23 protein-coding genes are annotated in these 22144 nt (G+C 70.0%); 10 read left to right on the forward strand and 13 right to left on the reverse strand.

All coding sequences use genetic code 11. The features are described 5' to 3' along the window. Positions 1-132: 132 nt before the first annotated feature. Both DVR07_RS06190 and DVR07_RS06195 read left to right on the forward strand, forming a co-directional pair. A complete protein-coding gene (locus DVR07_RS06190) occupies positions 133-2295 on the forward strand; it encodes a 4Fe-4S dicluster domain-containing protein (RefSeq protein WP_115795871.1) in 2163 nt (720 codons plus the stop codon). Positions 2296-2297: 2 nt separating this feature from the next. Beyond that, positions 2298-2924, forward strand: a complete 627-nt coding sequence (locus DVR07_RS06195) for a TorD/DmsD family molecular chaperone (protein ID WP_115795872.1) — start codon at positions 2298-2300, stop codon at positions 2922-2924. A gap of 22 nt (positions 2925-2946) precedes the next feature. On the opposite strand, the gene DVR07_RS06200 is transcribed toward DVR07_RS06195, so the two are convergent. The 3 genes from DVR07_RS06200 to DVR07_RS21410 are packed head-to-tail and all read right to left on the reverse strand — an operon-like array spanning position 2947 to position 3667. Further along, positions 2947-3210, reverse strand: coding sequence for a hypothetical protein (locus tag DVR07_RS06200; RefSeq protein ID WP_115795873.1), 264 nt, complete (start codon positions 3208-3210; stop codon positions 2947-2949). Beyond that, complete coding sequence (locus DVR07_RS06205; protein ID WP_240147445.1) at positions 3203-3523, reverse strand: hypothetical protein; 321 nt, start codon at positions 3521-3523, stop codon at positions 3203-3205. The genes DVR07_RS06200 and DVR07_RS06205 overlap by 8 nt, the downstream gene beginning before the upstream one ends. Positions 3524-3526: 3 nt before the next feature. Then, positions 3527-3667, reverse strand: a complete 141-nt coding sequence (locus tag DVR07_RS21410) for a hypothetical protein (RefSeq protein ID WP_162829458.1) — start codon at positions 3665-3667, stop codon at positions 3527-3529. A gap of 130 nt (positions 3668-3797) precedes the next feature. Here DVR07_RS21410 and DVR07_RS06210 point away from each other — a divergent pair, with 130 nt between their 5' ends. Next, positions 3798-5054: a DUF7405 family protein gene (locus tag DVR07_RS06210; protein WP_240318855.1), complete on the forward strand. Its 1257-nt coding sequence runs from the start codon at positions 3798-3800 to the stop codon at positions 5052-5054. 149 nt (positions 5055-5203) lie between these two features. Then, entirely contained in the window at positions 5204-6403 is a 1200-nt protein-coding gene (locus tag DVR07_RS06215) for an ABC transporter substrate-binding protein (protein WP_115795875.1), read from the forward strand. A gap of 142 nt (positions 6404-6545) precedes the next feature. On the opposite strand, the gene DVR07_RS22020 is transcribed toward DVR07_RS06215, so the two are convergent. Continuing rightward, positions 6546-6719 (reverse strand): hypothetical protein, encoded by a 174-nt coding sequence (locus DVR07_RS22020; RefSeq protein WP_165881734.1) that lies wholly within the window; start codon positions 6717-6719, stop codon positions 6546-6548. 88 nt (positions 6720-6807) lie between these two features. Here DVR07_RS22020 and DVR07_RS06220 point away from each other — a divergent pair, with 88 nt between their 5' ends. Further along, positions 6808-7068, forward strand: a complete 261-nt coding sequence (locus DVR07_RS06220) for a hypothetical protein (RefSeq protein WP_115795876.1) — start codon at positions 6808-6810, stop codon at positions 7066-7068. 39 nt (positions 7069-7107) lie between these two features. Here DVR07_RS06220 and DVR07_RS06225 read toward each other — a convergent pair whose 3' ends face one another. The 4 genes from DVR07_RS06225 to DVR07_RS06235 all read right to left on the reverse strand — a co-directional run bounded on the left by DVR07_RS06225 (position 7108) and on the right by DVR07_RS06235 (position 8784). Then, on the reverse strand, positions 7108-7377 hold the full coding sequence (locus DVR07_RS06225) for a hypothetical protein (protein ID WP_240147495.1): 270 nt from the start codon (positions 7375-7377) through the stop codon (positions 7108-7110). Positions 7378-7442: 65 nt separating this feature from the next. Next, positions 7443-7592, reverse strand: a complete 150-nt coding sequence (locus DVR07_RS22025) for a hypothetical protein (protein WP_165881735.1) — start codon at positions 7590-7592, stop codon at positions 7443-7445. Further along, positions 7589-7873, reverse strand: coding sequence for a hypothetical protein (locus tag DVR07_RS06230; RefSeq protein WP_162829459.1), 285 nt, complete (start codon positions 7871-7873; stop codon positions 7589-7591). The genes DVR07_RS22025 and DVR07_RS06230 overlap by 4 nt, the downstream gene beginning before the upstream one ends. 44 nt (positions 7874-7917) lie before the next feature. Next, the gene (locus DVR07_RS06235) at positions 7918-8784 is read right to left on the reverse strand and encodes a DUF7124 domain-containing protein (protein ID WP_240147446.1); all 867 of its coding nucleotides are present in this window, start codon (positions 8782-8784) and stop codon (positions 7918-7920) included. A 335-nt stretch (positions 8785-9119) separates the two neighbouring features. On the opposite strand from DVR07_RS06235, the gene DVR07_RS06240 reads away from it, so the two are divergent. The 5 genes from DVR07_RS06240 (at position 9120) to DVR07_RS06260 (ending at position 15160) form a co-directional block, all read left to right on the forward strand. Further along, entirely contained in the window at positions 9120-10898 is a 1779-nt protein-coding gene (locus DVR07_RS06240) for a hypothetical protein (RefSeq protein WP_205254491.1), read from the forward strand. Between the two features lie 102 nt (positions 10899-11000). Next, the gene (locus tag DVR07_RS06245) at positions 11001-11477 is read left to right on the forward strand and encodes a DUF6789 family protein (RefSeq protein ID WP_115795878.1); all 477 of its coding nucleotides are present in this window, start codon (positions 11001-11003) and stop codon (positions 11475-11477) included. A 124-nt stretch (positions 11478-11601) separates the two neighbouring features. Next, positions 11602-13341, forward strand: coding sequence for a cbb3-type cytochrome c oxidase subunit I (locus tag DVR07_RS06250; RefSeq protein WP_115795879.1), 1740 nt, complete (start codon positions 11602-11604; stop codon positions 13339-13341). Between the two features lie 81 nt (positions 13342-13422). Beyond that, on the forward strand, positions 13423-14151 hold the full coding sequence (locus DVR07_RS06255; RefSeq protein ID WP_115795880.1) for a dolichyl-phosphate hexose transferase: 729 nt from the start codon (positions 13423-13425) through the stop codon (positions 14149-14151). 79 nt (positions 14152-14230) lie between these two features. After that, a complete protein-coding gene (locus tag DVR07_RS06260) occupies positions 14231-15160 on the forward strand; it encodes a VOC family protein (RefSeq protein ID WP_115795881.1) in 930 nt (309 codons plus the stop codon). A gap of 204 nt (positions 15161-15364) precedes the next feature. On the opposite strand, the gene DVR07_RS06265 is transcribed toward DVR07_RS06260, so the two are convergent. The 5 genes from DVR07_RS06265 to DVR07_RS06285 are packed head-to-tail and all read right to left on the reverse strand — an operon-like array spanning position 15365 to position 22095. Continuing rightward, on the reverse strand, positions 15365-15874 hold the full coding sequence (locus DVR07_RS06265) for an NUDIX hydrolase (protein ID WP_115795882.1): 510 nt from the start codon (positions 15872-15874) through the stop codon (positions 15365-15367). Beyond that, on the reverse strand, positions 15871-18060 hold the full coding sequence (locus tag DVR07_RS06270; protein ID WP_115795883.1) for a DUF7846 domain-containing protein: 2190 nt from the start codon (positions 18058-18060) through the stop codon (positions 15871-15873). Before DVR07_RS06270 ends, DVR07_RS06265 begins: the two co-directional genes overlap by 4 nt. Before the next feature lie 4 nt (positions 18061-18064). Beyond that, positions 18065-19246 (reverse strand): ABC transporter ATP-binding protein, encoded by a 1182-nt coding sequence (locus DVR07_RS06275; protein WP_115795884.1) that lies wholly within the window; start codon positions 19244-19246, stop codon positions 18065-18067. A 28-nt stretch (positions 19247-19274) separates the two neighbouring features. Further along, on the reverse strand, positions 19275-20924 hold the full coding sequence (locus DVR07_RS06280) for an ABC transporter permease (protein ID WP_115795885.1): 1650 nt from the start codon (positions 20922-20924) through the stop codon (positions 19275-19277). 1 nt (position 20925) lies between these two features. Beyond that, positions 20926-22095, reverse strand: a complete 1170-nt coding sequence (locus DVR07_RS06285; RefSeq protein ID WP_115795886.1) for an extracellular solute-binding protein — start codon at positions 22093-22095, stop codon at positions 20926-20928. Between the last annotated feature and the right edge of the window lie 49 nt (positions 22096-22144).

Here is a 22144-nt window from a genome sequence, read left to right on the forward strand (position 1 = left end):
ATTCAATTCAAACAATTATTAAAGTTCGGGTGGTAGGGACAGTTTCCGGACACGTCGTCGACGGTGGGACTGCCGTGCCGGATGTTGACGCTGCGCAAGACCTTTGACAGAGAGTAGTGTATCAGTACGGGCATGAAGACGGGGGCGTTCGTCTGCTCGTGCGGCGAGTCGTGCGACGTGGACCTCGAAGGGGTTCGAGAGGGCGTCGACGAGGTGGACGTGGTGGCGAGTTCGGAACTGCTCTGCGAGGACGGCCTGCCGGCCATGGCGGAGGTGGTCGACGAGTACGACCTCGACCAGCTGGTCGTGACCGCGGCGGAGGACCGCTGCAAGCGCCGGTTCCGCGACCTCGCGGTCGAGAAGGGGCTCCACCCGGAGGCGGCCGCGTTCGTCGACCACCGCGAGGGCGCCGGCTGGGTCCACGACGAGCCCGCGGCGACCGAGAAGACCGCTCGGCTCCTCGACGCCCGGGTCGCCGGGTTGGAGGAAGGGGCGGTCTCGCGGTCGGTCTCCCGGGAGGCGGGCGAGTCGGTCGCGGTCGTCGGCGACCCCGGGACCGCGGCCGCGCTGGCCGACACCGCCGACGTGACCCTGGTCGCGCAGGGCCGGGAGCTCGCCGACGTCGACGCGGACCTCGACGACGTGACCGTCGAGCGCGGTCGCGTCGGCGACGTCGACGGCCGGTACGGCGACTTCGAGTTGGTCCTCGAAAGTCGCGTCACGGACGACTGCATCGGCTGCATGGACTGCGTCCGGCGCGGCCCCGACGAGGGCGTCACCCGGCGCCCGGTCGACGTCACGCCCGAGGCGGCCGACGAGGCGTCGGGAGAGGAGGCGTGGGTCGAGTGCTGTCCGACCGACGCCATCGACCTGGCGGGCGTCGAACGCACCATCGCCGCCGACCAGGTGGTCTACCCCGACGCCGACCCAGAGACGCGGGGCGGCCGCCTGGGGTTCTACACCGGTCCGGTCGACGCCGGAACCGTCGCGGCGGTCGAGGACCTGCTCGGCGGCGTCGAGAAGCCCAAGCACCTCGACCTCGACATGGACGTCTGCGCGTCGGGCGAATCGAGCCAGATGGGGTGCAACGAGTGCGTCGAGGCCTGCCCCCACGGCGCGGTCGAGCGCCCGCGCATCGACGACGTCGCGTTCGACGAGGTGGCCTGTCAGGACTGCGGGGCCTGCACCAGCGCGTGCCCGACCGGCGCGACCTGGCTCAGAGAGCCCTCGAACCGCCGCATCGCCCGGGAGGTCGAGGCGCTACTCGAACCGCCCGAGTCGGGCGGCTGGCTGTTCGGCGGGAGCGACCCCATCGGCGAGCAGGTCGTGGCGTTCGTCTGCTCGGAGCGGGCCGGCCGGGCGCTCCGGCGGTACGGTCGCGACGCCACCGCCGACGGCGAGGATTTCGAGTACCATCCGATGCTGCCGGTGTCGGTGTCCTGCGCCGACACGGTGGGCGAGGCCCACGCGATGCACGCGCTGGCGGCCGGCGCCGACGGCGTGGCGGTGGTCGGGTGCGGCGGCGACTGCCGGCACTCCGGGCCGGACCCAAAGGCCGACCTGGTCGAGCGCGTCAATCGGGCGACCGCAGACCTCGGACTGGGCGAGCGCGCGGCCTTCCTCGCGCCCGAACCCGGCGACCCCGAGGGGTTCGCCGACGCGCTCGACGCGTTCGTCGGGTCGCTTGCGGAGTCGCCGGTCCCGGCGGGCGATCACGAGGCGACCGGCGAGATTCCGGGCGAGGACCGGACGAACCCCGCGTTCGACAACCACGCCTGGGCGCTGGAGAGCGTCCGGGCGATCCTGGAGCACGCCGACCCCGAGCGCGAGGTGATCCGCGGCCTGTCGGACTTCGGCCGGATGGCGGTGAGCGACGACTGCGCGCTGACGCCGACCTGCACCAACCTCTGCCCGACCGACGCCGTCCGCCGGCGCGAGGGGAACCTGGAGTTCAACCACCAGCGGTGCGTCGACTGCGGGCTCTGCGAGGAGGGGTGTCCCGAGACCGCCATCACGATGCGGGACGGCCTCGACCTGTCGTTGCTGCCCGAGAACCGCGGGGAGGTCGCCGGCGCGGACGGCGAACCCGACGACCCGGCGTGGACCACGGTGATGGCGGGCGAGATGCGCGAGTGCGTCCGCTGCGGCGACCCGTTCGCCAGCGAGGCGTCGGCCGCGAAGATCGAGGGCGAGGTCGGCGGGATGGTCGCCGGTCTCGCGCCGGACTCCGAGCACAGCGTCTTCGAGTACTGCGGCGACTGCCGCGCCGGACTACTGTTCGAGGGCGGGGGGTAAGGATGGACGAGACGGCACTCTACGACGCGCGCATCGAACTCGTCGACTACGCCATCGACACGTTCTGGGACGCGCCCGGAGAGTCGTTCGTGTCGAACCTCCTGGCCGGGGAGGTCCGGACGCCGGGCGAGGCTGTCTCGCCCGACCTCGACGAGGGGTTCGCGGAACTGGAGCGGTTCGTCGAGGAAAACGAGGGCCGGGACGTCGAGACGGTGCGCGACGAACTGACGACCGAGTACACCCGGGTCTTCGTCGGTCCGCGCCCGCCGGTGCTGGCCCACGAGACGTACTACCGGGAGGACGAGGACTTCCTGGGCGAGGGGCTCGCGGCGGTGTCGGCGAGCTACGCCGCCGCGGGGTGGTCCCCGCCCGAGGCGTACCCCGAGGAGGACGACCACCTCGCTGTCGAGCTCGCGTTCGTGCGCCACCTCGTGGACCGCCAGCGCCGGGGCGACGAGGAGACGTTCGGCTACGAGCGGGTGTTCCTCGACGAGCACCTCCTCCGCTGGATCGACGCCTTCGCCGCGGACGTGATCGAGGAGACCGACGAGCCGTTCTACCGGGCGGGCGCGAAGGTGGTCGCGGGACTGGTCGAGTTCGAGGACGAACTGGTCGCCCAGATGGCGTGACCGGCAAGCGAGAGTACGTCCGCTACTCGTCGCCCGTCAACAGCACCGCGCCGAACAGCGCGAGCACCGACGCCCCCGAGAGCGCGAGCGCGACCGGCGTCGCCGTCGCCACGGCCTCCTCCATCCGGAAGTACCACCGCCATGTCTGCTGGGTCTCGGCGACGGCCGCGACCAGTCCGACGCCCGCGACCACGACCAGCAGCGCGCCGACCAGGACGAAGGGCGCGATCTGCAGCAGGCGTCTGGCGCTCAGATTCCGAACCGAGAGGTCCCGCACGTCACGCATCGGACCACCGCCCGCGGACCGCGACGAACAGGCCGAACAGCGGTACGAGCGCCGCGAGGAGGTACTGGACGAACAGGCCGACGAAGCTCAGGGTCGATTCGAGGTGGATGGCCCAGTGCCACGTCCCCTTCACCTCGGCGATGATGGCGATGGTCCCGATTATCAGCAGCGACAGGCCGAGCAGCCCGGTCAGCGCGTACACCGACCCCCGGAGGAGGCCGAGGGCTCGGCGCCGGTACGGCCGGTCGGTGCCCGAGCGGTCGGCCGCGGACCGGTCGGGCCGCGAGTCGTGCGTGCGGTGGTCTCCCTGCATGTGCTACCCCCAGTAGGTCCGGTAGGCGTCGTAGACGACGAGGCCGAAGACGAGCGCGCCGACTGCGAGCACCGCGCTCGCCGTGTCGGCGGCCAGCGGCAGGCTCATTCCTGCCCCGCCGTGGAGCGGGCCGATTGCGAGCACTACTGGAGCTATGGGGGTGCTTCACAATAAACGCTTGCGGCGGCATTGAATGTCTCCAACACTTGCAGCGACACTGACCACCACAGCATCCGCTCGGCGCGCCGACGCGACGGGAGCAACCCTTTTGGCCGTGCCCGCGCTAGCCACCTCGATTACCACGATGGGCCGACGACGCCGCCTGCTCGGGAAGCTCGCGGGCGCGGCGGTCGCGGGGGGACTCGCGGGGTGCTCGCAGTTCCGGCGCTCGGACGACGGGGCGACAGCCCTGGACCTGCCGAAGAACTCGAACGACGTGCCGAGCAGGCAGCACGCTTGGAACGCCGCGACGCGGCGCGACGAGCACGGCAACCCGCTGCTGCCGCGCCACCACCTCGTGTTGCTGCTCGACCTGACGGAGTCGCCCTCGGTCGAGGCCGCCGAGCGCGTCGAGCGCGCGATGCGGACCCTGGAGTCGGCCTACGACTGGTCGGCCGACGGCCTGCTCCACTCGCTCGCGTGGGGCACCCGGTACTTCGAGCGCGTCGGCGAACTCGACGCCTCGCCGGTTCGGAAACCGCGGGTGCTCTCGCGGACCGACGACCCCGAGCTGCTCGACTTCGACGCCGCGCTGGTGCTGGCCACCGACGCCGCCTCCCATCTCCGGGCGGCCGAGGCCGCGATGTTCGGGAACCGGGATTCCATCGCCGGCGCATCGGTCGACGCCCGTCTCGGCGACGTCTTCGAGGTGTCGGCCCGGCGGACGGGGTTCCGCGGGTCCGGCCTCCCGGTCGAGCACACCGACGCCGAAGGCGTGCCGGAGAGTCCGCCGCTGTCGGAGGGCGACCGGATGTTCATGGGCTTCCGGTCGGGCCTGCGGGGGACCCAGGCGAGCGAGGACCGGGTCACCATCGACTCGGGCGCGTACGCCGGCGGGACGACGATGCACCTCAGCCACCTCCGGCAGTCGCTGGGCCAGTGGTTCGAGGCGTTCGGCCCGGACGAGCGGGTCGCCCGGATGTTCTCCCCGGAGTTCGGGGCCGACGACGTCGAGGGGTTCACCGACAGCGTGCCCTTCAGCGACGAGGTCACCCGCCACGCCCGCGAGTTCGACGTGGTCGGCCACCAGGAGAAGGTGGCCCAGACCAGGCGGGACGGCGAGCCCCTGCTGCTCCGCCGGGATTTCAACACGGTCGACGGGGGCCACGCCGGGGTCCACTTCCTCTCGCTCCAGAAGTCGCTGTCGGGGTTCGAGCGCACCCGGAAGGCGATGAACGGCTGGTACGTCAGGGACGACAGCCCGCAGATCACCGACCGGGAGAACAACGGCATCCTGAACTTCGTGAGCGTCCGCTCGCGGGCCAACTTCTACGTCCCGCCGCGGCCGAAGCGGGCGTTCCCGCGGCTCTGAGTCGGTCGGTCGTCACATCCGACACGGCTCGCCGGCTTCCTCGGCGCCGCGCCGTCGACGTGCCCACGCCGCGACTCCCGCTGACGCGCCCAGTTTAGGCCCGCCTAAATTCCGGAACCGTTTTATATTTTTAGGCTTGCCTAATTCATATGGTTCGAGACGACGCGAGGCGGAGAACGCCGACGCGACGCGACTACGTGAAGTACAGCGGGGCCGTGCTCGGCGTCGGTATCCTCGCCGGGTGTGCGAGCAGTGGCGAGTCAGACTCGACGACGTCGGCGTCGAGGTCGACCACTACCACGACCGCGGACGAGTCGTACACGGTATCGATGTCGCCGATGGGCGAGGTCGAGTTCGAGGCGGTCCCGGAGACCATCTTCACGCGGCTGACGCACCTCGCCGGGATGGCGTTCGCGCTCGGCCGCGGCGACGACGTGAACGCGCTCCACGCGCCGGACTACTACGACGCGCTCTGGAACCAGTTCACCCCGCGCCTCCCGGGCGTCGCGCTCGACTGGAGCGGCCTGTACTCCTCGTGGGAACCCAGCAAGGAGAAGCTCTACGAGCTCGACAGCGACGTCCACCTCGCCGACCCCGCGAGCATGCTCGCGCTCGACGGTTGGGATGCGGCCGACGTCGAGGAGATTCGCGAGAACGTCGCGCCGTGGTTCGGGAACCACTTCAGCAACAGACACATCTCGCCGCCCGAGGAGTACGACGGGCAGTACCGGTATTACACGCTCTGGGAGCAGTTCGACAAGGTCGCGGAGGTGTTCCGGGAGCGAGAGCGGTACGACGCCCTGGCGGCGATTCACGACGACGTGCTCGGCACCGTCGAGGCGGATCTCCCGAGTGCGTCCGAGCGCCCGGACGTCGTCATGGGTGGATTCAGCGATCCGGCGGCGCCGTACGTCTACAACGTGGATACACCTGGATTCCTCACCGAGCACGTCCGCCCCTTCCGGCCCGTCGACGCGCTCGCGGACGACGTTTCCTCGGGTTCCCAGATCGACATGGAGACGCTACTGGAAGCCGATCCGGACGTTCTCCTCGTCTTCGGCGGGATGCACCCCGGGACCGACATGGCGAACGTCCGAACGACGCTCAGAAACGATCCGGTCGGCAAGCAACTCACCGCGGTGCGGAACGACCGCATCTACGCCCAGGGCGCGCGCTATCAGGGTCCCATCCTCAACCTCTTCCAGTTGGAGATGACCGCGAAACAGCTCTATCCCGACACCTTCGGCGAGTGGCCGACGTACGTCGAGGGAGCGTATCCCGAGATCTCCGCGGACGAACGGCTCTTCGACCGTCAGCGCGTCGCCGACATCGTTCGGGGCGAGTTCTGAGTACCGTCTTCGCCTACCTATCCCCGGTTCGCCTCAGCCTCCACTTCGTCAGAATAGCTCGTTCCGCTTCGACGCTGCGGCGAGAACGCCGTCCGAGTCTCTACTGCCGAACCCGTCGTCGTGTCCGGCGAGCCGAACTCGGCTACCCGTCGTCCAGCGTCGAGAGTCCCTCTTTCAGCTCCGCGGGGAACTCGACGTCGCCGTCGACCTCGCCGGTGTTGATCTCGTGCGGGCCGATGCAGTGGTCCCACAGTTCGGCACCGCCGAACTCCTCGAGTCCGAGGTCCGGACGCCAGCCCCTGTCCCTGTGCGTCATACGATACCGTGCAACGAGGAACGACTTAGGCGTTCCCCCGTTCCGGCGGGACGAACAGTTATGTTGTTAGAATTCATACCATATCGCTATGCTCTCCCGCCTGCTCGCGCGGCTGCGGGCCCGGTTCCGGACGAGAGCCGGGGACGGAAGGGACCGATACGGTGACGACTCGGGTGGAGACGACTCGGGCGCGGACGACGGCTCCGTCTGGGACGCGATCCCCTCGTGGCAGTACACCGGCCTGCACGTCGAATCCGGCGGGTTCACCCGGGACGAGCAGGAGCGGGCGCTGGGGGACGTCCGGCGCCGGGCCGAGACGATGGACGCGGTCGACGACGATCGGCGCTGACGCCGGCAGCGGATCGGAACCGAATCGCGCGCGACGGCGTCACTCCGGCGGAGCGTTCGGCGGCCGGACCGCGTCGTCCTCGCGGAACGCGCCGGAGAACAGGTCGACGTGGAGGCCGAGCAGTTCGGACTCGTCGAGCCCCGTCTCCTCGGCCTGACCGGCCAGGAGCGCGGCGAGTTCGTCGCTCGCCTCGTGGCGGACGGTCAGGCCCTCGACCTCGAACTCCACCTCGGTCGCGCCCGATACGAGATGTTCGACCTCGAGCAGCGCCTGCTCGACCTTGGTCTCGAGGGCGTCCTCGCGGTCCATCAGCCGGTTGTCGCCCCACTCCTCGGCCGCCTCGACGAAGCGGTCGCCGACCGAGAACTCGACGGTCAGAACGACACCCCCGTTCGCTCGTCGGTGAAGGCGGTCTCCCAGGTGGTCTCGGACTCGCAGACCGGACACTCGCGGCGCAGCGTCCTGCCGTGGGCGTCGGCGAAGTCTGCCAACTGGCCGCACGCTCCGCACTCGTAGTAGGTCATCGCTCGGTCCGGGCACCGCCCTCCCGGGGCGGGAACGTGTCCGGTGCGGGCGACGACTCCGAGAGCGCGCTGTACAGCGTGATCAGCAGGCCGACCGCGACCAGCATGACCAGCAGGCCGACCAGACCGCCGAGCCACGTCTGGCCGACCTCGCCCCCGCCGGTCCAGAACGACGGTATCGCGTCGAACACTCGGAACAGGTTCACCCCGACCCACGCGCCGAAGAGCAGGACGGCAGCCAGCAGCACCGGCGACTGGCGCCCCGCGGTTCGTAAGCTCATTTTGCCCCTCCGTGGGCCACGGTACCACGTCGCGGACCAAAAAACTACTCCGCCGCGTCGTCAGTGCCGTCCGGAGCGTCGTCGCTCTCGGCCGCGGCGTCGTCGACCTCCTCGGGTCCGTCCTCGTCGAGCCCCCAGTCGGCCTTCTCGGCGGCCTCCGCGAGCGGGACGAACTCCCAGTCGGCCTCGTCGGCGATGGCCTCGTCCTCGCCCTCGACGCCCACGACGACCATGCGCTCGGCGTAGAACATCGAGTGGCGGTCGACGTCCGCGAGGCGCTCGCCCGGCCCGCGCGCGCTGCCGTTGAAGAAGTCGAGGTCGACGTTGCGGTCGCGCTGGAACTTGTTGAGGACGTGGGCCGGCACCCGGCCGACCACCCCGACCCAGTCGGCCCACCCGTCGGCGTCGGCCGCGGCCGCGCCGAAGTTCGCGAGGCGGGTCGCCGCCTGGTAGGTGAACGCCAGGGTCATGTCGTCGGCGCCGCCGCCGTGCGGCCCCGTGGCCGTAGACTGCTCAGAGTCACCGCCCGCGTCGCTCGCGCTCCGTTCGTCCCCGTCACCAGCGTCGGCGGCGCCCGCGCCGGTACCGGAACCGCCGGACTCCACGGGGATGCCCGCCGGCCGGTCATCGTTCTCGCGGGGGACGCGGGGGATGGGGTCGCCCGTGGGCGCGCTCGTCGAGTCTGGCGTCTCGCTCTCCGAGTCCGGAATCTCGTTCGTCGGGTCCCCCGAGTCCACCGCAGCGTCGCCGGTGTCGTCGTGCGTTTCCGAGGCGGTCCGGCCGTCGCTCGCGGTCGCCGGTTCCTCGGCTGGGTCGCTCGTCCCGCGCCAGAACCAGTCGCCGGGGTTCGGGCCGTCCTCGTCCTCGTCGTCGCCCGCATCGCGTTCGTCGAGGTCGATTCGGTCGGTCATGGTGGGGGCGTCGTGTGGAACGCTATCTATTCACAGTGTCGACGCTGACCGGGTTAAGGTTATCCCCGACGTCCGCTGGAGAGTCGCACTCGCGCACACTGGAACGCACATGATCGGGACGATGGTTTACTGCCGTAACTGCGGTAATACTTGATATCTTTGGCTCTGGAGTCCGACAATATCTATTTCCGACGGTTCATAGTACGGTGGTCCGTTATATGTCCAATGATAACGATGGACACGAAACGGGATGGTTTCGTCGGAGCTTCGTGAAAGGGGCGCTGGTCGCGGGCGCACTCGCGGGAGTCCCTGCCGCCGCGGCGCGCGACGAACGAGTGTCGACCGCAGAGGACGCCGGCCAGGAACTGCCCGACCCGGAGGCCCGCATCACGGGTTCCGAGCGCGTCTCGGCGCGCGACTTCCACGAGGAGAACTACGAGATCGTCCACGTCCACCGCCGCAAGGAGGCGATCAGGACCCTCCTGAACGACCCGGCGGTCAACGAGGTCGCACAGAGGTGGATTGCGCACTTCATCGGGTATGAACCGCTGTCGAACCACCTCGACTCCATCAGCATCCAGGGGCCGACGGACTACGCCGTCGAAGGCGGCCACGACACCGGACGTTTCGAGATCACGGCGAGGAACCGACAGACGGTATACGGACTCGTGGACCGTCGCCGCAACGAACTGGTCGCACTCCAGATCAACGATCCCATCGACGTGTCGTGGGTCGAGGAGTACGACGAACAGGCGAGCCGTCGGACGCAGACCATGCTCGACGATCCGGACGTGGCGGACTTCCTGCAGGGCAAGGACTGGTGGCCGATGGAGAAGGTCGCCGAGAGCATCACCGCGTGGAAGGACACGCCCCACGGGTCGGTCTCGATAGTCATCCTCTACGCGGTCGACGACGACGGCGTCGAGGTCGCGTCCGGCTACGTCGACGTCACGGACGCGGGGAATCCCGAGCTTGTCGACGTCCACTTCGTCGAGGACTTCACGCGGTACCCCGTCCAGCAGATGGCCCGCCAAATATCGCCCACGAGCGGGACCCTGCTGGGAATCCTGCCGCGGGTCCCCCGGGAAAAGCGGCCGCTCAAGACGGCCAACAACGGATTCCACCGGTTCGAGCTCGTGCCGGAACGGACGTTCGAGCAGGACAGCTGGCGCATCGAGTGGGAGCCGCCCGTGACGATGGGCGTGACCTTCACGGGCCGGTACAGGGGCAAGCCGGTCTTCCAGACGATGAACGCCATGGCGACGCCCACCGGCTACGGCCTCCCGCCTCGGGAGGGTCGAAGCTCGCTCGACTGGTTCTTCCCGGACCACCAGCCCGTCTTCAACGGCCACCACCTGTTCTGGGACATCCACAGCGTTCCGTTCGGGGGACCGGGCCACCTCGGGAAGATTGACTACCCCGAGCGCCGGGGCCACCCGTCCGGGTTCCAGTTCCGGACGCACTACCACACCGGCGCGCAGGGCCGCGGGAGCACCGACTTCCATTCGGGCGCGCAGTTCGGACCGTACAACTACAACATCTCCTACGAGTTCTTCGCGGACGGTCGGCTCGTCCCGATCTGGCGGCGCCACGGCCCCGGGTACGTGGTCGAGTCGCTCCGCAACTACGGCGTCCCCGAGGACTGGGACGGCGAGGAGACGGTCGTCCAGCAGTACCTCCACCTGACCGCGCTCGACGTCACGCCCGGGACGACCGAGGGGGTCCGGACGCGGATATTCGACGGCGACAGGTGGGTCACCCCCGAGACGGAGTTCTACGTCGAGGGCGAACCCGGCCGGAAGATCCGGTTCTCGAACCCGAACGGAACCGAGACGATAGACGTTCCGCTGGACCGCGACCTAGAGGTCGTCGTGGTGAGACGCAGGCCCAGCGAAATCGGCCCGGCGGAGTCCCAGAAGACGCGGGTCGAGGACATGGAGGCGGAGCTCGCGTTCTACCACCCCGCCCAGTACGTCGACGGGGACGCGATACAGGACCAGCGGGTCATCGCGTGGCTCGTCATGGAGGCGTCGATGGACGAGGTGCCCCACCCGGCCGGCGTGTCGGGGTACGTGGCCCAGGCGGAGTTGCAGCTACAGGGCTACGGGGACTGAGATCGGCCGAGTCCCGGCTCGGATCCCGTACTGTCCGTCGGGACCCGGGGCGCCGCCGGAGGGGTCAGCGTTTTTACTCGGGCCCACGTGTCTCGAACCGAGATGGCGCTCGCCGACGAGAACCGGACCAGGCGGGTCCTCGGGGCGATAGCGGGCGGCGTCGCGGGGATGGCCGCGATGTCGATCGCGTTCGCGCTGCTAGAGGTCGAGACCCGCTACGAGGTGGGCATCTTCGCCGGCATCGCCCGGTTCGTCATGGTGCCGGGCAACCTCGCGCTGGGCTTTCTGGTGTTCGTTCTCTTCGGGGCTATCGTCTGGCCTCTGCTGTTCGTGTTCGTCGAGGAGCACATCCCGGGCGGGCCCGACCCGGGACGACGCGGCCTGGCGTTCGCGACCGTGCTCTGGGTGCTGTTCATGCTCACAGCCGCCGGCAACGTGACCGGGGCGACACTGCTCATCTACGCAACGCTGACGCTGGTCGGGCACCTCGCATACGGGTTCATCCTCGGCGCGGTGTACGGCCACGTCAGGCCCGACTTCTCGCTGGCCGAGGTCAGGGAGAGACGGAACCCGCGGTGACGGGTCCCGGGCTCGGTCGGCTGGCCAGCCGCGTGGCGTAGCACGGGGCAGGTCGTCGGGAGCGGGAACAGACGGTAGCCCGTAGAGATACAAAGGTCGGAGTTGAATCTTGCCGCGAGTCCTCATGTGGCTGTACCTGCTGGGGCTTCTCGGTGCCGCGTTCGTGCTCATCGCCGCCGGACTCGCGCTCCGCGGAGGCGGCGGAAGCCGGATCGCGGCCGACGGCGGCCTGCTCGCCGACCGGGGGTCGAGCTACGGCAAGGCGTTCGGCCTCTCTCGGTGGCTCACCACGGTCGACCACAAGGACATCGGCCTGCTGTACATCGCGCTCGGCGTCGTCGCGGGGCTGTGGGGCGGCGTCGACGCGATGATGATCCGGACCGAACTCGCGACGCCGCCGACCGACGTGTGGGACACGAGGACGTACAACGAGCTGTTCACGACCCACGGCATCACGATGCTGTTCCTGTTCGTCACGCCCGTGTTCACGGGCATCGCGAACTACTTCATCCCCCTGCTCGTCGACGCCGACGACATGGCGTTCCCGCGCATCAACGCCATCGCGTTCTGGCTGCTGCCGCCCTCGCTCGTCTTCATCCGGGCCGGCCTCGTGACCGAGGTGCTGGCGAAGGTCCTCGAGGCCTTCGGCGTGGTGGTGGAGGCGCTGTTCGCGCTCGAACCGCCCGGCATCGGGTGGACGCTGTACACGCCGATGTCGATCGAGGCGCTCAATCCCCAGATAGACGTGTTCCTGCTGGGACTCCACCTCTCGGGCATCGCGACGACCATCGGCGCGATAAACATCATCGTCACCATCTTCACCGAGCGCGGCGAGGAGGTCGGCTGGGAGAACCTCGACATCCTCTCGTGGGCGCTGCTGACCATGTCGGGACTCATCCTGTTCTCGTTCCCGGTGCTGGGCAGCGTCCTGGTGATGCTGCTGATGGACCGGAACTTCGGCACCACGTTCTTCCTCGCGGAGGGCGGCGGAGCGCTGCTCTACCAGCACCTGTTCTGGTTCTTCGGCCACCCCGAGGTGTACGTCATCGTCCTCCCGGCGTTCGGACTGATCAGTTTCATGCTGCCCCGACTCGTCGGGCGCCGGCTGTTCGGGTTCAAGTTCCTCGTCTACTCGACGCTGGCCATCGGCGTGCTCTCGTTCGGCGTCTGGGCCCACCACATGTTCGCCACCGGGATGGACCCGCGCATCCGGGGGAGCTTCATGGCGGTCTCCATCGCCATCGCGGTGCCGAGCGCGGTCAAGGTGTTCAACTGGATCGCGACCCTCTGGTACAGCCGCATCCGGTTGTCGGCGCCCGCCATCTTCCTGCTCGGGGGCATCGCCGTCTTCATCGTCGGCGGGGTCACGGGGGTCTTCCTCGCGTCGGTCCCGGTCGACATGGTCTTCCACGGCACCTACTACGTCGTCGGCCACTTCCACCTCATCCTGATGGGCATCATCCCGTTCACCATGTTCGCGGCGAGCTACTACTGGTACCCCCTGCTCACCGGTCGGATGTACGACCCGCGACTGGCCAGGATCCAGGCGGTGCTCACCGTCGTCGGCGGGTTCGTCGCGTTCGTTCCGATGCTGGTCGTCGGCGCCGACGGCCTCCCGCGGCGCTACGCCCAGTACCCGCCGGAGTACGCGCTGCTCAACCAGGTGTCGACGCTCGGTGCGTACCTCATCGGCGCGGGCGTCGTCCTCTGGGTGTACAACGTCTTCCAATCGCTCCGGGTCGGCCCGGAGGTCGAGGACGCCGACGTGTGGAACCTCAAGGAGACCGGGCAGTTCAGCCGGGAGTGGCAGTGGTTCGAGCGCCGACTGGAGCAACGCCGGGGCGAGCCGAGCGACGACGACTGATCCCGCCCACGAGTGGACACTGCGCCGGGGTTTTGGCGAACCTAAAAGTTCAAATACGCGCCACCGTAACTGCCGAACAGCATGGATACGGACGTCTCCCGCGCCAGTTCCGGCTCCCCCCCGGACGCCGACGCGTACACCTTCGACGACGTGAGCGTCGTCATGGGCACCTACAACGAGGAGGCCGCGGTGGGGACGGTGCTGGACGACATCGCGCGCGTCACGGACGGCCGGGCCGAGGTGGTCTGCGTCGACGGGTCGTCGGACCGGACGCCCGACATCGCCCGCGAGCGTGGCGCTCGCGTGGTCGAACAGGAACCGCAGGGGTACGGCGTCGCGGTCCGCGAGGCGCTGCTGACCCCCGACCGGCCGGTGATCGTGACGACCGACTGCGACGACACGTACCCCATGGAGCAGCTTCCCGAGTTCCTCGACTGGGTGAACCGGGGGTACGACGTGGTGAGCGGCGACCGGCTCTACTGGGGCGCCGAAGCGATGCCGGACCTCAACCGGTGGGGCAACTACGCGTTCGCGGGGCTCGCGAGCCTGCTGACCGGCGAACTCGTCCGCGACACCACGACCGGGATGCGGGCGTACCGCCGGCGCGTCGTCGAGGATATCGCGTGGACCGAGAACACCGGTCTCTCGGCCGAGCTGCTGATACGCCCGCTGCTGCGGGGCTACGACGTGCGCGAGATTCCCATCGAGTACGACGAGCGAGCCGGCGAGACCAAGCTCGACCCGTTCGCCGGCGGCGCGGCCATCGCGAAGTCCATCGTGACGGTTGCCCTGGAGGAGCGACGGCGATAGCACCGACGAGACGGGCCGAGAATCGCCTCCCCCGGCAAACGCCCGCAGAGTTAATCCGACCGCCGCCGTACCTCCCGATATGCCAGCCGACATCCCCGGTATCCACCACGTGACCGCCATCGGCAGCGACCCCGCGAGGAACCTCGAGTTCTACACGGAGACCCTCGGGCTCCGACTCGTCAAGCGGAGCGTGAACCAGGACGACGTGTCGGTCTACCACCTGTTCTACGGCGACCGCTCGGGCTCTCCGGGGACGAGCATGACGTTCTTCCCGTACCCCGGCGCTCGGCAAGGTCGCGTCGGCACCGGGCAGGTCAGCACGACCGCCTTCCTGATTCCGGCCGGCTCGGTCGACTACTGGGTCGACCGCCTGGACGAAGCGGGCGTCGACGCCGACGACCCCCGCGAGCGGTTCGGCGACACGGTGATTCCGTTCCGGGACCCCGACGGCCTCCAGCTGGAACTGGTGGCCCGCGGGGACGCCCCCGACGGTGACCCGCCGGAGGGGCCGGTCCCGGAGGAGCACGCCGTCCGGGGGTTCTTTGGAGTGACGCTCTCGCTGGCGTCGGCGGGACCGACCGTCGACCTCCTGGAGGCGATGGGGTTCCGCGAGACCGAGCGCGAACGCACCCGCCGGCGGTTCGAGGCCGACGGCGACCTCGGATACGTCGTCGACGTCCTCGAAGACCCGCAGGCGGCCCGCGGCCAGCCCGGGGCGGGCACCGTCCACCACGTCGCGTTCCAGGTGACCGACGAGGACCAGGCGGACTGGCGCGAGGTGCTGATGGATCACGGGCTCAGGCCGACCGAGATCATCGACCGGAAGTGGTTCAGGTCGGTGTACGCCCGCACCGAGGGCGGCGTCCTCTTCGAGTTCGCCACCAAGTCGCCGGGGTACACGGTCGACGAGGACCTCGACGAACTCGGCGAGCGACTCGTCCTCCCGGAGTGGCTGGAGGACCGCCGCGGCGAGATCGAGGCGGGCCTGGCGGACCTGTCCAGCGAGTAGTCGTCGGAGCAGGGCCGCGGCCGAACCTTCAAGTACGAAGCCGGGATGACTCCCGGCCGGACGCCTCGTGCGGTCGTCCGGAATCCGAACCGCAGATCACGGTCTGAATTCGAGCCGAGCGCGACCGCCAGTCCGGGTAGCCCGCCAGGGCCGAGCCTCATATCCGGAGTAGCTGGTCGGTAGTGACGAGTCTAACACTCCAGTTCACAGATGTCGAGCCACGAGGTCGGCGTATTCGCACTCTTCGGGCACCGACTCGAACCACCCCGCGGCCTCGATCTCGTCGTCGTCCACGCCGAGGTCGTCGCCGAGCGCCGGGTCGTCGGCCCGCACCTCGAAGACCGCGAAGTGACCGGAGACGGGGCCCTCGTCCCGCGTGTCGGACCCCTCGCTCACGAACGTCTGCTCGACGACCTCCAGCGGTCGCTCGACGGTCGCGTCGACGCCGGTCTCCTCGCGGACCTCGCGGACGACCGCCTCCCGCAGCGTCTCGTCGGACTCGACGTCCCCGCCGGGGAGCACCCAGCCGTCGCTCCAGCGGTTGCTGACGAGCGCGACGCGGCCGTCGCCGTCGCGGACGAGCGCCCCGACCCACCGGTCCGCGCCCGCGGCGACGTTCTCGCGCACAGTCTCGAACGCCCCGGCGTCGAGCGGAATCGTCTGCTCGCTGCGGACCACGCCGTCCCGGTCGGCGAGTCGTTCGAGGTCCGTCATCTGTCCGAAAACTCCGCAGAGATTCGCTCCTGCGTTTCGACGCGCGGAACGCTCGGGCGCCCCGAACCGGTCCGAGCGGTCGCGTTCCCGTCCACCGACTCGACGGCGGTCGGCGACGACGCCGCGCGGAGCGACGTCTCCATCCGGACCCCCTCGGGTACCGCGTTGGCCACGTAGGCGGCCGCGCCGTTGCAGTTGGCCGGGACGACGCAGGCCTCCCGGACGGGCGAGAGCGCGGCGACCGTCCCGTTCGCCCGCCGGACCGGGAGTTCGAGCCGGTAGGAGAACCCGCCCGCGGTCCGGCCGACGAACACCTGCGCGACGACGGTGTCCTCGCGGGCGACCGGGACGGAGGCGTTCTCGCCGACTGGTGCGACGCTCGGTCCCGCGAGTCGGGCGGTCCCGTTGGCGACGCGGAGCGACACCGAGAGGTTCGACGGCGTGCCATCGAACGCGTAGTAGGCGACCTCGTCGCCCGTCGAGAGCCGTGCCGACACGTCGGTGGCGTAGTCGGGTATCCCGAGCGTGGCGTTCGCGGTCACGCGCTCGCCCCGGACGGCCCGGACCCTTCGGAGCGCCGGTTCGACCGGATCGCCGGAGCCGGGCGCCCACTCGCCGCGGTAGACGTAGCGGTAGTGGGTCCGGTCGGGGTACGCCGCGACCACCGCGAGGTCGTCGGGTCCGTCGGAGGCGGCGTACACCGTCTCGCCGCCGAAGCCCGGCTCGTTCCGGAGGTGCTGGAACGGGTGGTTGAGCCAGTCGCCGTACGGCGTCGGCAGGAACACCACCGCGTCCGAGAGCTGCCGGTCATCGAACGGCTGGTAGGCCTGCCGATACTCGCGGGTGATGTCGGCGTTCTCCGAAACGGTCGGGGCGAGGACCCCCGCGGTCGCCGCCGCGAGCAGGACGACGCCGACGAGCGCGGCGCCAGCGGTCAGCCATCGAGCGCGATTCGGATCGCCAAACCGCCGAACGGCGACCGAATCCACGCCGTCGAGGGCCAGAAGCGCGCCGCGGGCCGCGAACGCCGCGGTCGGCACGAGCAGATCGAAGTGGTAGTAGGGCCCGAGCGTGGCGACCAGCCCGTCGCCGGGGGCCGACAGGTCGCCGAGCACGTTGAGGTTGCCCCAGAAGTAGACGTTGCCGGCGACGACCGTGAAGAACAGCCCGGCCAGCACCGCCCGGGCCTGCGCGTCGGTGAAATCGGGGGTTCGGTCGAAGTCGACGCGCCCGAGGAAGACGCCGACTCCGACCGCCGCGAGCAGCGTGCCGACCGCGCCGCCGACCACCCACTCGGTGAACAGCAGCCGAACCACCTCGGCGTTCGCCCGGAGCGCCAGCGCCGGCGTGTAGGTCCGCTCGTAGCCCAACAGTTGGCGGTGGCCGAAGCCCAGGCCGTCCTCCGGCGCGAACGCCTGGTAGGGGAACGTCAGCGCGGACCCCGTCATCGCGGCGTTGTAGCCGAGCGCGGCCCCCACGCCCGCCAGTCCACCGAGCGCGGTCAGCGAGAGCCGGGTCAGCCGGTCGGCCGAGGGACCGGTCCACAGCGCAAAGAGTGCGTGGACGACGAACGGCGCCGCGAACAGGACCGCGGTGTAGGGCCGCGCGAAGAACGCCGCGCCGATAGCGAGGCCTGCCAGGAGCGCGTAGCCGTGGGTCCGGCGGTTGCCCGCGTCCCAGGTTTCGGACCGGGCCGACTTGAAGTACGCCAGCGCGAACACCAGGTTCCAGAACGTCATCGGCGCGTACGGGAGGAACACCGACGCGTCTATCAGGAACAGCGGCGAGGCCAGCAGGAACGCGCCCGCAAGGAGGCCCGTCCGGCGGTCGAACGCTTCGGCGGCGACGGCCGCCGTCAGCGCCACGCTCCCCGCTGCGATGAGCGCCAGCGAGAGCCGGTAGCCGCCGAGCAGCTCCCCGACCGCGAACATCGCGGCGGCCACCGGCGCGTACTTGGGGTAGAGCCGGCCGCCGTCCCGGACGAAGAACCAGGGTCGGAACGACTCCGGGACCGGCGGGGACAGCGAGAGCTGGCCCTCCAGCAGCATCGCGGCCTGCTGGAGGTAGACGCCCTCGTCGTGGTTGACGGTGTGGTACGGAAACAGCTCGGTGGCGACGAGGAACACGACGGCGCCGGCGAGCGCCGCGAGCGCCGTGACGAGCAGTCGGAAGCGACGGCGGTCCATGCGGTCAGACCGACGACCCGGAGACCCGGTCGGCCAGCGATTCGGCGTCCCCGTCCTCCTCGGGCGGATACCACGCGAGCGTGTGGTCGGCGTCGAGTTCCACCCGGACCGGTTCGCCGACGTCGAGCTCCTCGGCGTGGTTGTGCTGGCAGTGGACCACGTCGCCGTTGTCGAGTTCGACCCGGTAGACGAACGACGGGCCGGTGTACTGGCGCTGGCGGATGTAGCCGTCGGCCTCCGACTCGGCGACGACGGTCGCCCGGAGGTCGTCGGGCCGGACGAGCACGTCGAGGTCGGTGCCCGCGTAGTCGTCGGTGAGGCCGTCGAGGCGCTGGGGCGCGAAGGTGCCGATGGGCGTGACGACCGACCCCTCCTCGTGCCACGCCGAGAGGAACCCGGCCTGGCCGAGGAACGATGCGACGAACCGCGACTCGGGGTGCTCGAAGACGCGCTCGGGCCGGCCGACCTGCTCGACCCGGCCGTCGTTCATCACGGCCACCCGGTCGGAAATCGAGAGGGCCTCCTCCTGGTCGTGGGTGACCGACACCGCGGTGACCCCCGCCTCCTTGAGGATGCGCCGGACCTCCTCGCGCATCTCGACCCGGAGTCGGACGTCGAGGTTCGAGAACGGCTCGTCGAGCAGTAGAATGTCGGGCTCGGGCGCGAGCGACCGCGCCAGGGCGACCCGCTGCTGTTGGCCGCCCGAGAGCTCGCCGGGCGTGGCGTCGCGGTGGCCCGCGAGGTCCACCAGGTCGAGCAGGTCGGACACCCGGCGCTCGGTCTCCTCGTCGCCGACGTCCGCGAGCCCGAAGGCGATGTTCTCGGCCACGGTGAGGTGGGGGAACAGCGCGAAGTCCTGGAAGACGAGCCCGACGTCGCGGCGCTCGGGGTCGACGTGGCGGTCGGCGCCCGAGACCACCTCGCCGCCGAGCCGGACCTCACCGGCGTCGGGGCGCTCGAGCCCGGCCATCATCCGGAGCGTCGTGGTCTTGCCACAGCCCGAGGGGCCGAGCAGGGTGAGCAGTTCGCCCGCGCGGACCGACAGCGACAGCGAGTCGACCGCCGTCTCGGCGGCGTACTCCTTGACCACGCCGTCGAGTTCCAGCACCGTCTCGCGGTCGGCGTCGGCACCGCTCCTGCGGTCGGGTCCGGTCGCCGTCCCGAATTCGAGGTCGGTTCCGTCCATCGTCTCGACGTCGTCGTGTACTGGTTCGCTAGTCATCGGTTCCTCCCTCCTGCCGGACGAGGCTGCCGTCCTGCTTGAGCAGGACCAGCATCGAGAGCGCGGAGACGCCCACCAGGGCGAGCGCCGGCACCGCGGCCTGCCCGTAGTAGCCGGCCTCCTGTACGCGCCAGATGTAGGTGACCAGGGTTTCAAAACCTGTCGGACGGAGGAGCAGCGTCGCGGGCAGTTCCTTCATCGTCGTGAGGAAGACCAGCGCCGCGCCCGCGACCACCCCCGGCGCGATGAGCGGCAGCGTGACCCGCCGGAACGCCTCGCCTGGCGGCCGGCCGAGCGTCCGGGCGGCCTCCAGGAGTTCGGCGTCGACCTGCAGCACCGACGAACGGGTGGTCCCGACCGCCTGCGGGAGGAACCGGACGACGTAGGCAAACACCAGCAGCGGGATGGTCTGGTAGAGCGCGGGCGCGTACGACGACCCGAAGTAGACCAGCGAGATGCCCAGCACGATGCCGGGGGTCGCGTAGCCGACGTAGGTCGCCCGGTCGAACAGCGACGTCAGCGCCGACCGGTAGCGCGCCGCGAGGTAGGCGACCGGGACCGCAGCGAGGGTCGCGACCGCGGCCGCCAGCGCCGAAACGGACGCCGAGTTCCAGCCGTACGTCCAGTCGAACGCGAACCCGCCGCCGGCGTAGCCCGGGCCGCTGCGGACAAGCCACATCGCCAGCACGCCGAGCGGAACCACGAGCGCGAGCAGGACGACCGCCGCGCAGAACACCAGCGCGGGCAGTTTCCACGCGCCGAGGGGAGTTCGCGCCGCACTGCCGCCGCCCCCGGCGTAGCTCCCGCTGTCTCGGCCGCCGACTCGGGACTCGAGCGCCACGATGACGGCCGTGACCGCCAGCAGTTCGAGCGACAGCAGGGCGGCGGTGTCCCGACCGAAGGTGTTGAACTCGACGTAGATCGCCCGCGTGAACACCCCGAAGTGCATGATGGAGGGCGTCCCGAAGTCCGAGAGGGTGTAGAGCGCGACCAGCAGTGCGCCGGCCGCGATACCGGGTGCGATCTGGGGGAGCGTGACGCGCCGGAACGCCTCGCGGCGCGAGTGGTTGAGGGTCCTGGCGGCCTCGACCAGCGTCCCGTCGAACGACAGCAGCGCCGCCCGGGTCGTCAGGAAGACGTAGGGATAGACGTACAGCGTGAGGACGAGGGCGGTGCCAGCAAAGCCGTAGATCTGGGGAATCGACTCGACGCCCAGCGGCGCGAGCGCGTCGGCGAGCGCGCCGCGGGGGCCGAACGCCGAGACGAACGCGAACGCGCCGATGTAGCTCGGGACGACGAGCGGGAGCGCGAGCGCGACGGTCCAGAACCGTCGGAACGGGAGGTCGGTCTGGACGGTCAGCACCGCGAGCGGGACGCCGAGCAGCACGCACGCGACCGTGACGACCGTCACGAGCCCGACGCTGTTCAGCAGGATGTCGACCATCGAGGGCCGGGCGAGCAGCGCGAGCGAGGAGTCGACGCCGACGTCGGCCGCCCGGAGCAGTATCCACAGCACGGGCGAGAGCACCGCGACGGCGACCGCGGCGCTCGCGAGCGTCACGCTCACCGGGGGCGAGTCGCCTTCGGCGGCGCCGACCCCCGCTCGGCGTCCGGCGCGGCGCAGTCGATCGCCGGCCGACATCTCAGAGCACGCCGACTTCCCGCATCAGTCGGAGCGTCGGTTCGAGGTTCGAGAGCTTCTGGAGGTCGAGTTCGGGCGGGTTGAGCTCGTCGATGGAGGGCAGGCCGCCGACCGGCGGGACGCCCGGGATCATGGGGTAGGCGAACGTCGTCGTCGCGAAGAACTCCTGGGCCTCGACGGTCAGCAGGTGGTCGATGAAGTTGGCCGCCAGCTCCTGGTCGTCCGAGCCCTTCAGGATCTCGGCGCCGCTGACGTTGATGAGCGACGCGGCGTCGTTCCGGGTGAACGCCAGGTCGATGGGCGCGTTCGGCCGGGCGGCCTTCACCCGGAGCGCGTAGTAGTGGTTCGCGAACCCGGCGCCGATCTCGCCGTCGGCGACCGCGTTCGAGACCAGGAACTCGTTGGGGTACTCGGTGACGTTCTGCTCTAACATCCCGCGGAGCCACTGCTTGGTGGTCTGCTCGCCCCGGAGCAGCCGCATCGCGGTCACGAACGACTGGAACGCGCCGTACGTCGGCGCCCAGCCCATCGACCCGGAGAGGCCGTCGTTCCCGGTGAACTCGGCGACCTTGTTCGGGATGTCGTCGGCAGAGAACTGGTCGGTGTTGTACGGGACGCTGCGCGCTCGGCCGGCGACGCCGACCCACTGGTCGTTCGGGTGGAAGGTGTCCGGGACGGGGTCGGTCACATCCGTCGGGAGCTCGGTCGTCAGCCCGTTCTGGGACACGTAGGCCAGCGAGCCGGCGTCGACGGCCCAGAACACGTCGGCCGGGCTCGACCCGCCCCGCGACTCCTCGACGATGGTGTTGGCGAGCTGTGCGGACGGCGCCGACCGCACCTTCGGCGTGAAGTCGGAGTAGATGTTGCCGAGCCGGTCGAGGAGGTTTCGGTAGAGGCCGCCCTCGCCGCCGCCGAGGTAGACGTTGAGCGTGCCCGACAGCGCGGGCAGCTCCTCGATGCGCGTGCCCGACAGCTCGGGGCGGTTCTCCGCGAGCGGCCCCGACCCCTGGAACAGGTCCACGCCGGTCTCGTTGCCCGATCCGGTCGTCGTCGCGTTCGTCGTGGTCTGGGTCTCCTGGCTCGACCCGCCGGTACAGCCCGCGAGCCCCGTCGCCGCGACCGCGCTCAGCGCCAGGAACCGGCGCCGAGTGGCGCTGTCTCTGTCAGCCATCTCTGCCTAGATTAGGCCAGCCTAAAACTCTTATAGCTACTGGTTTATT

It is taken from the genome of Halorussus rarus, from assembly GCF_003369835.1.
Classification (GTDB): Archaea; Halobacteriota; Halobacteria; order Halobacteriales; family Haladaptataceae; genus Halorussus; species Halorussus rarus.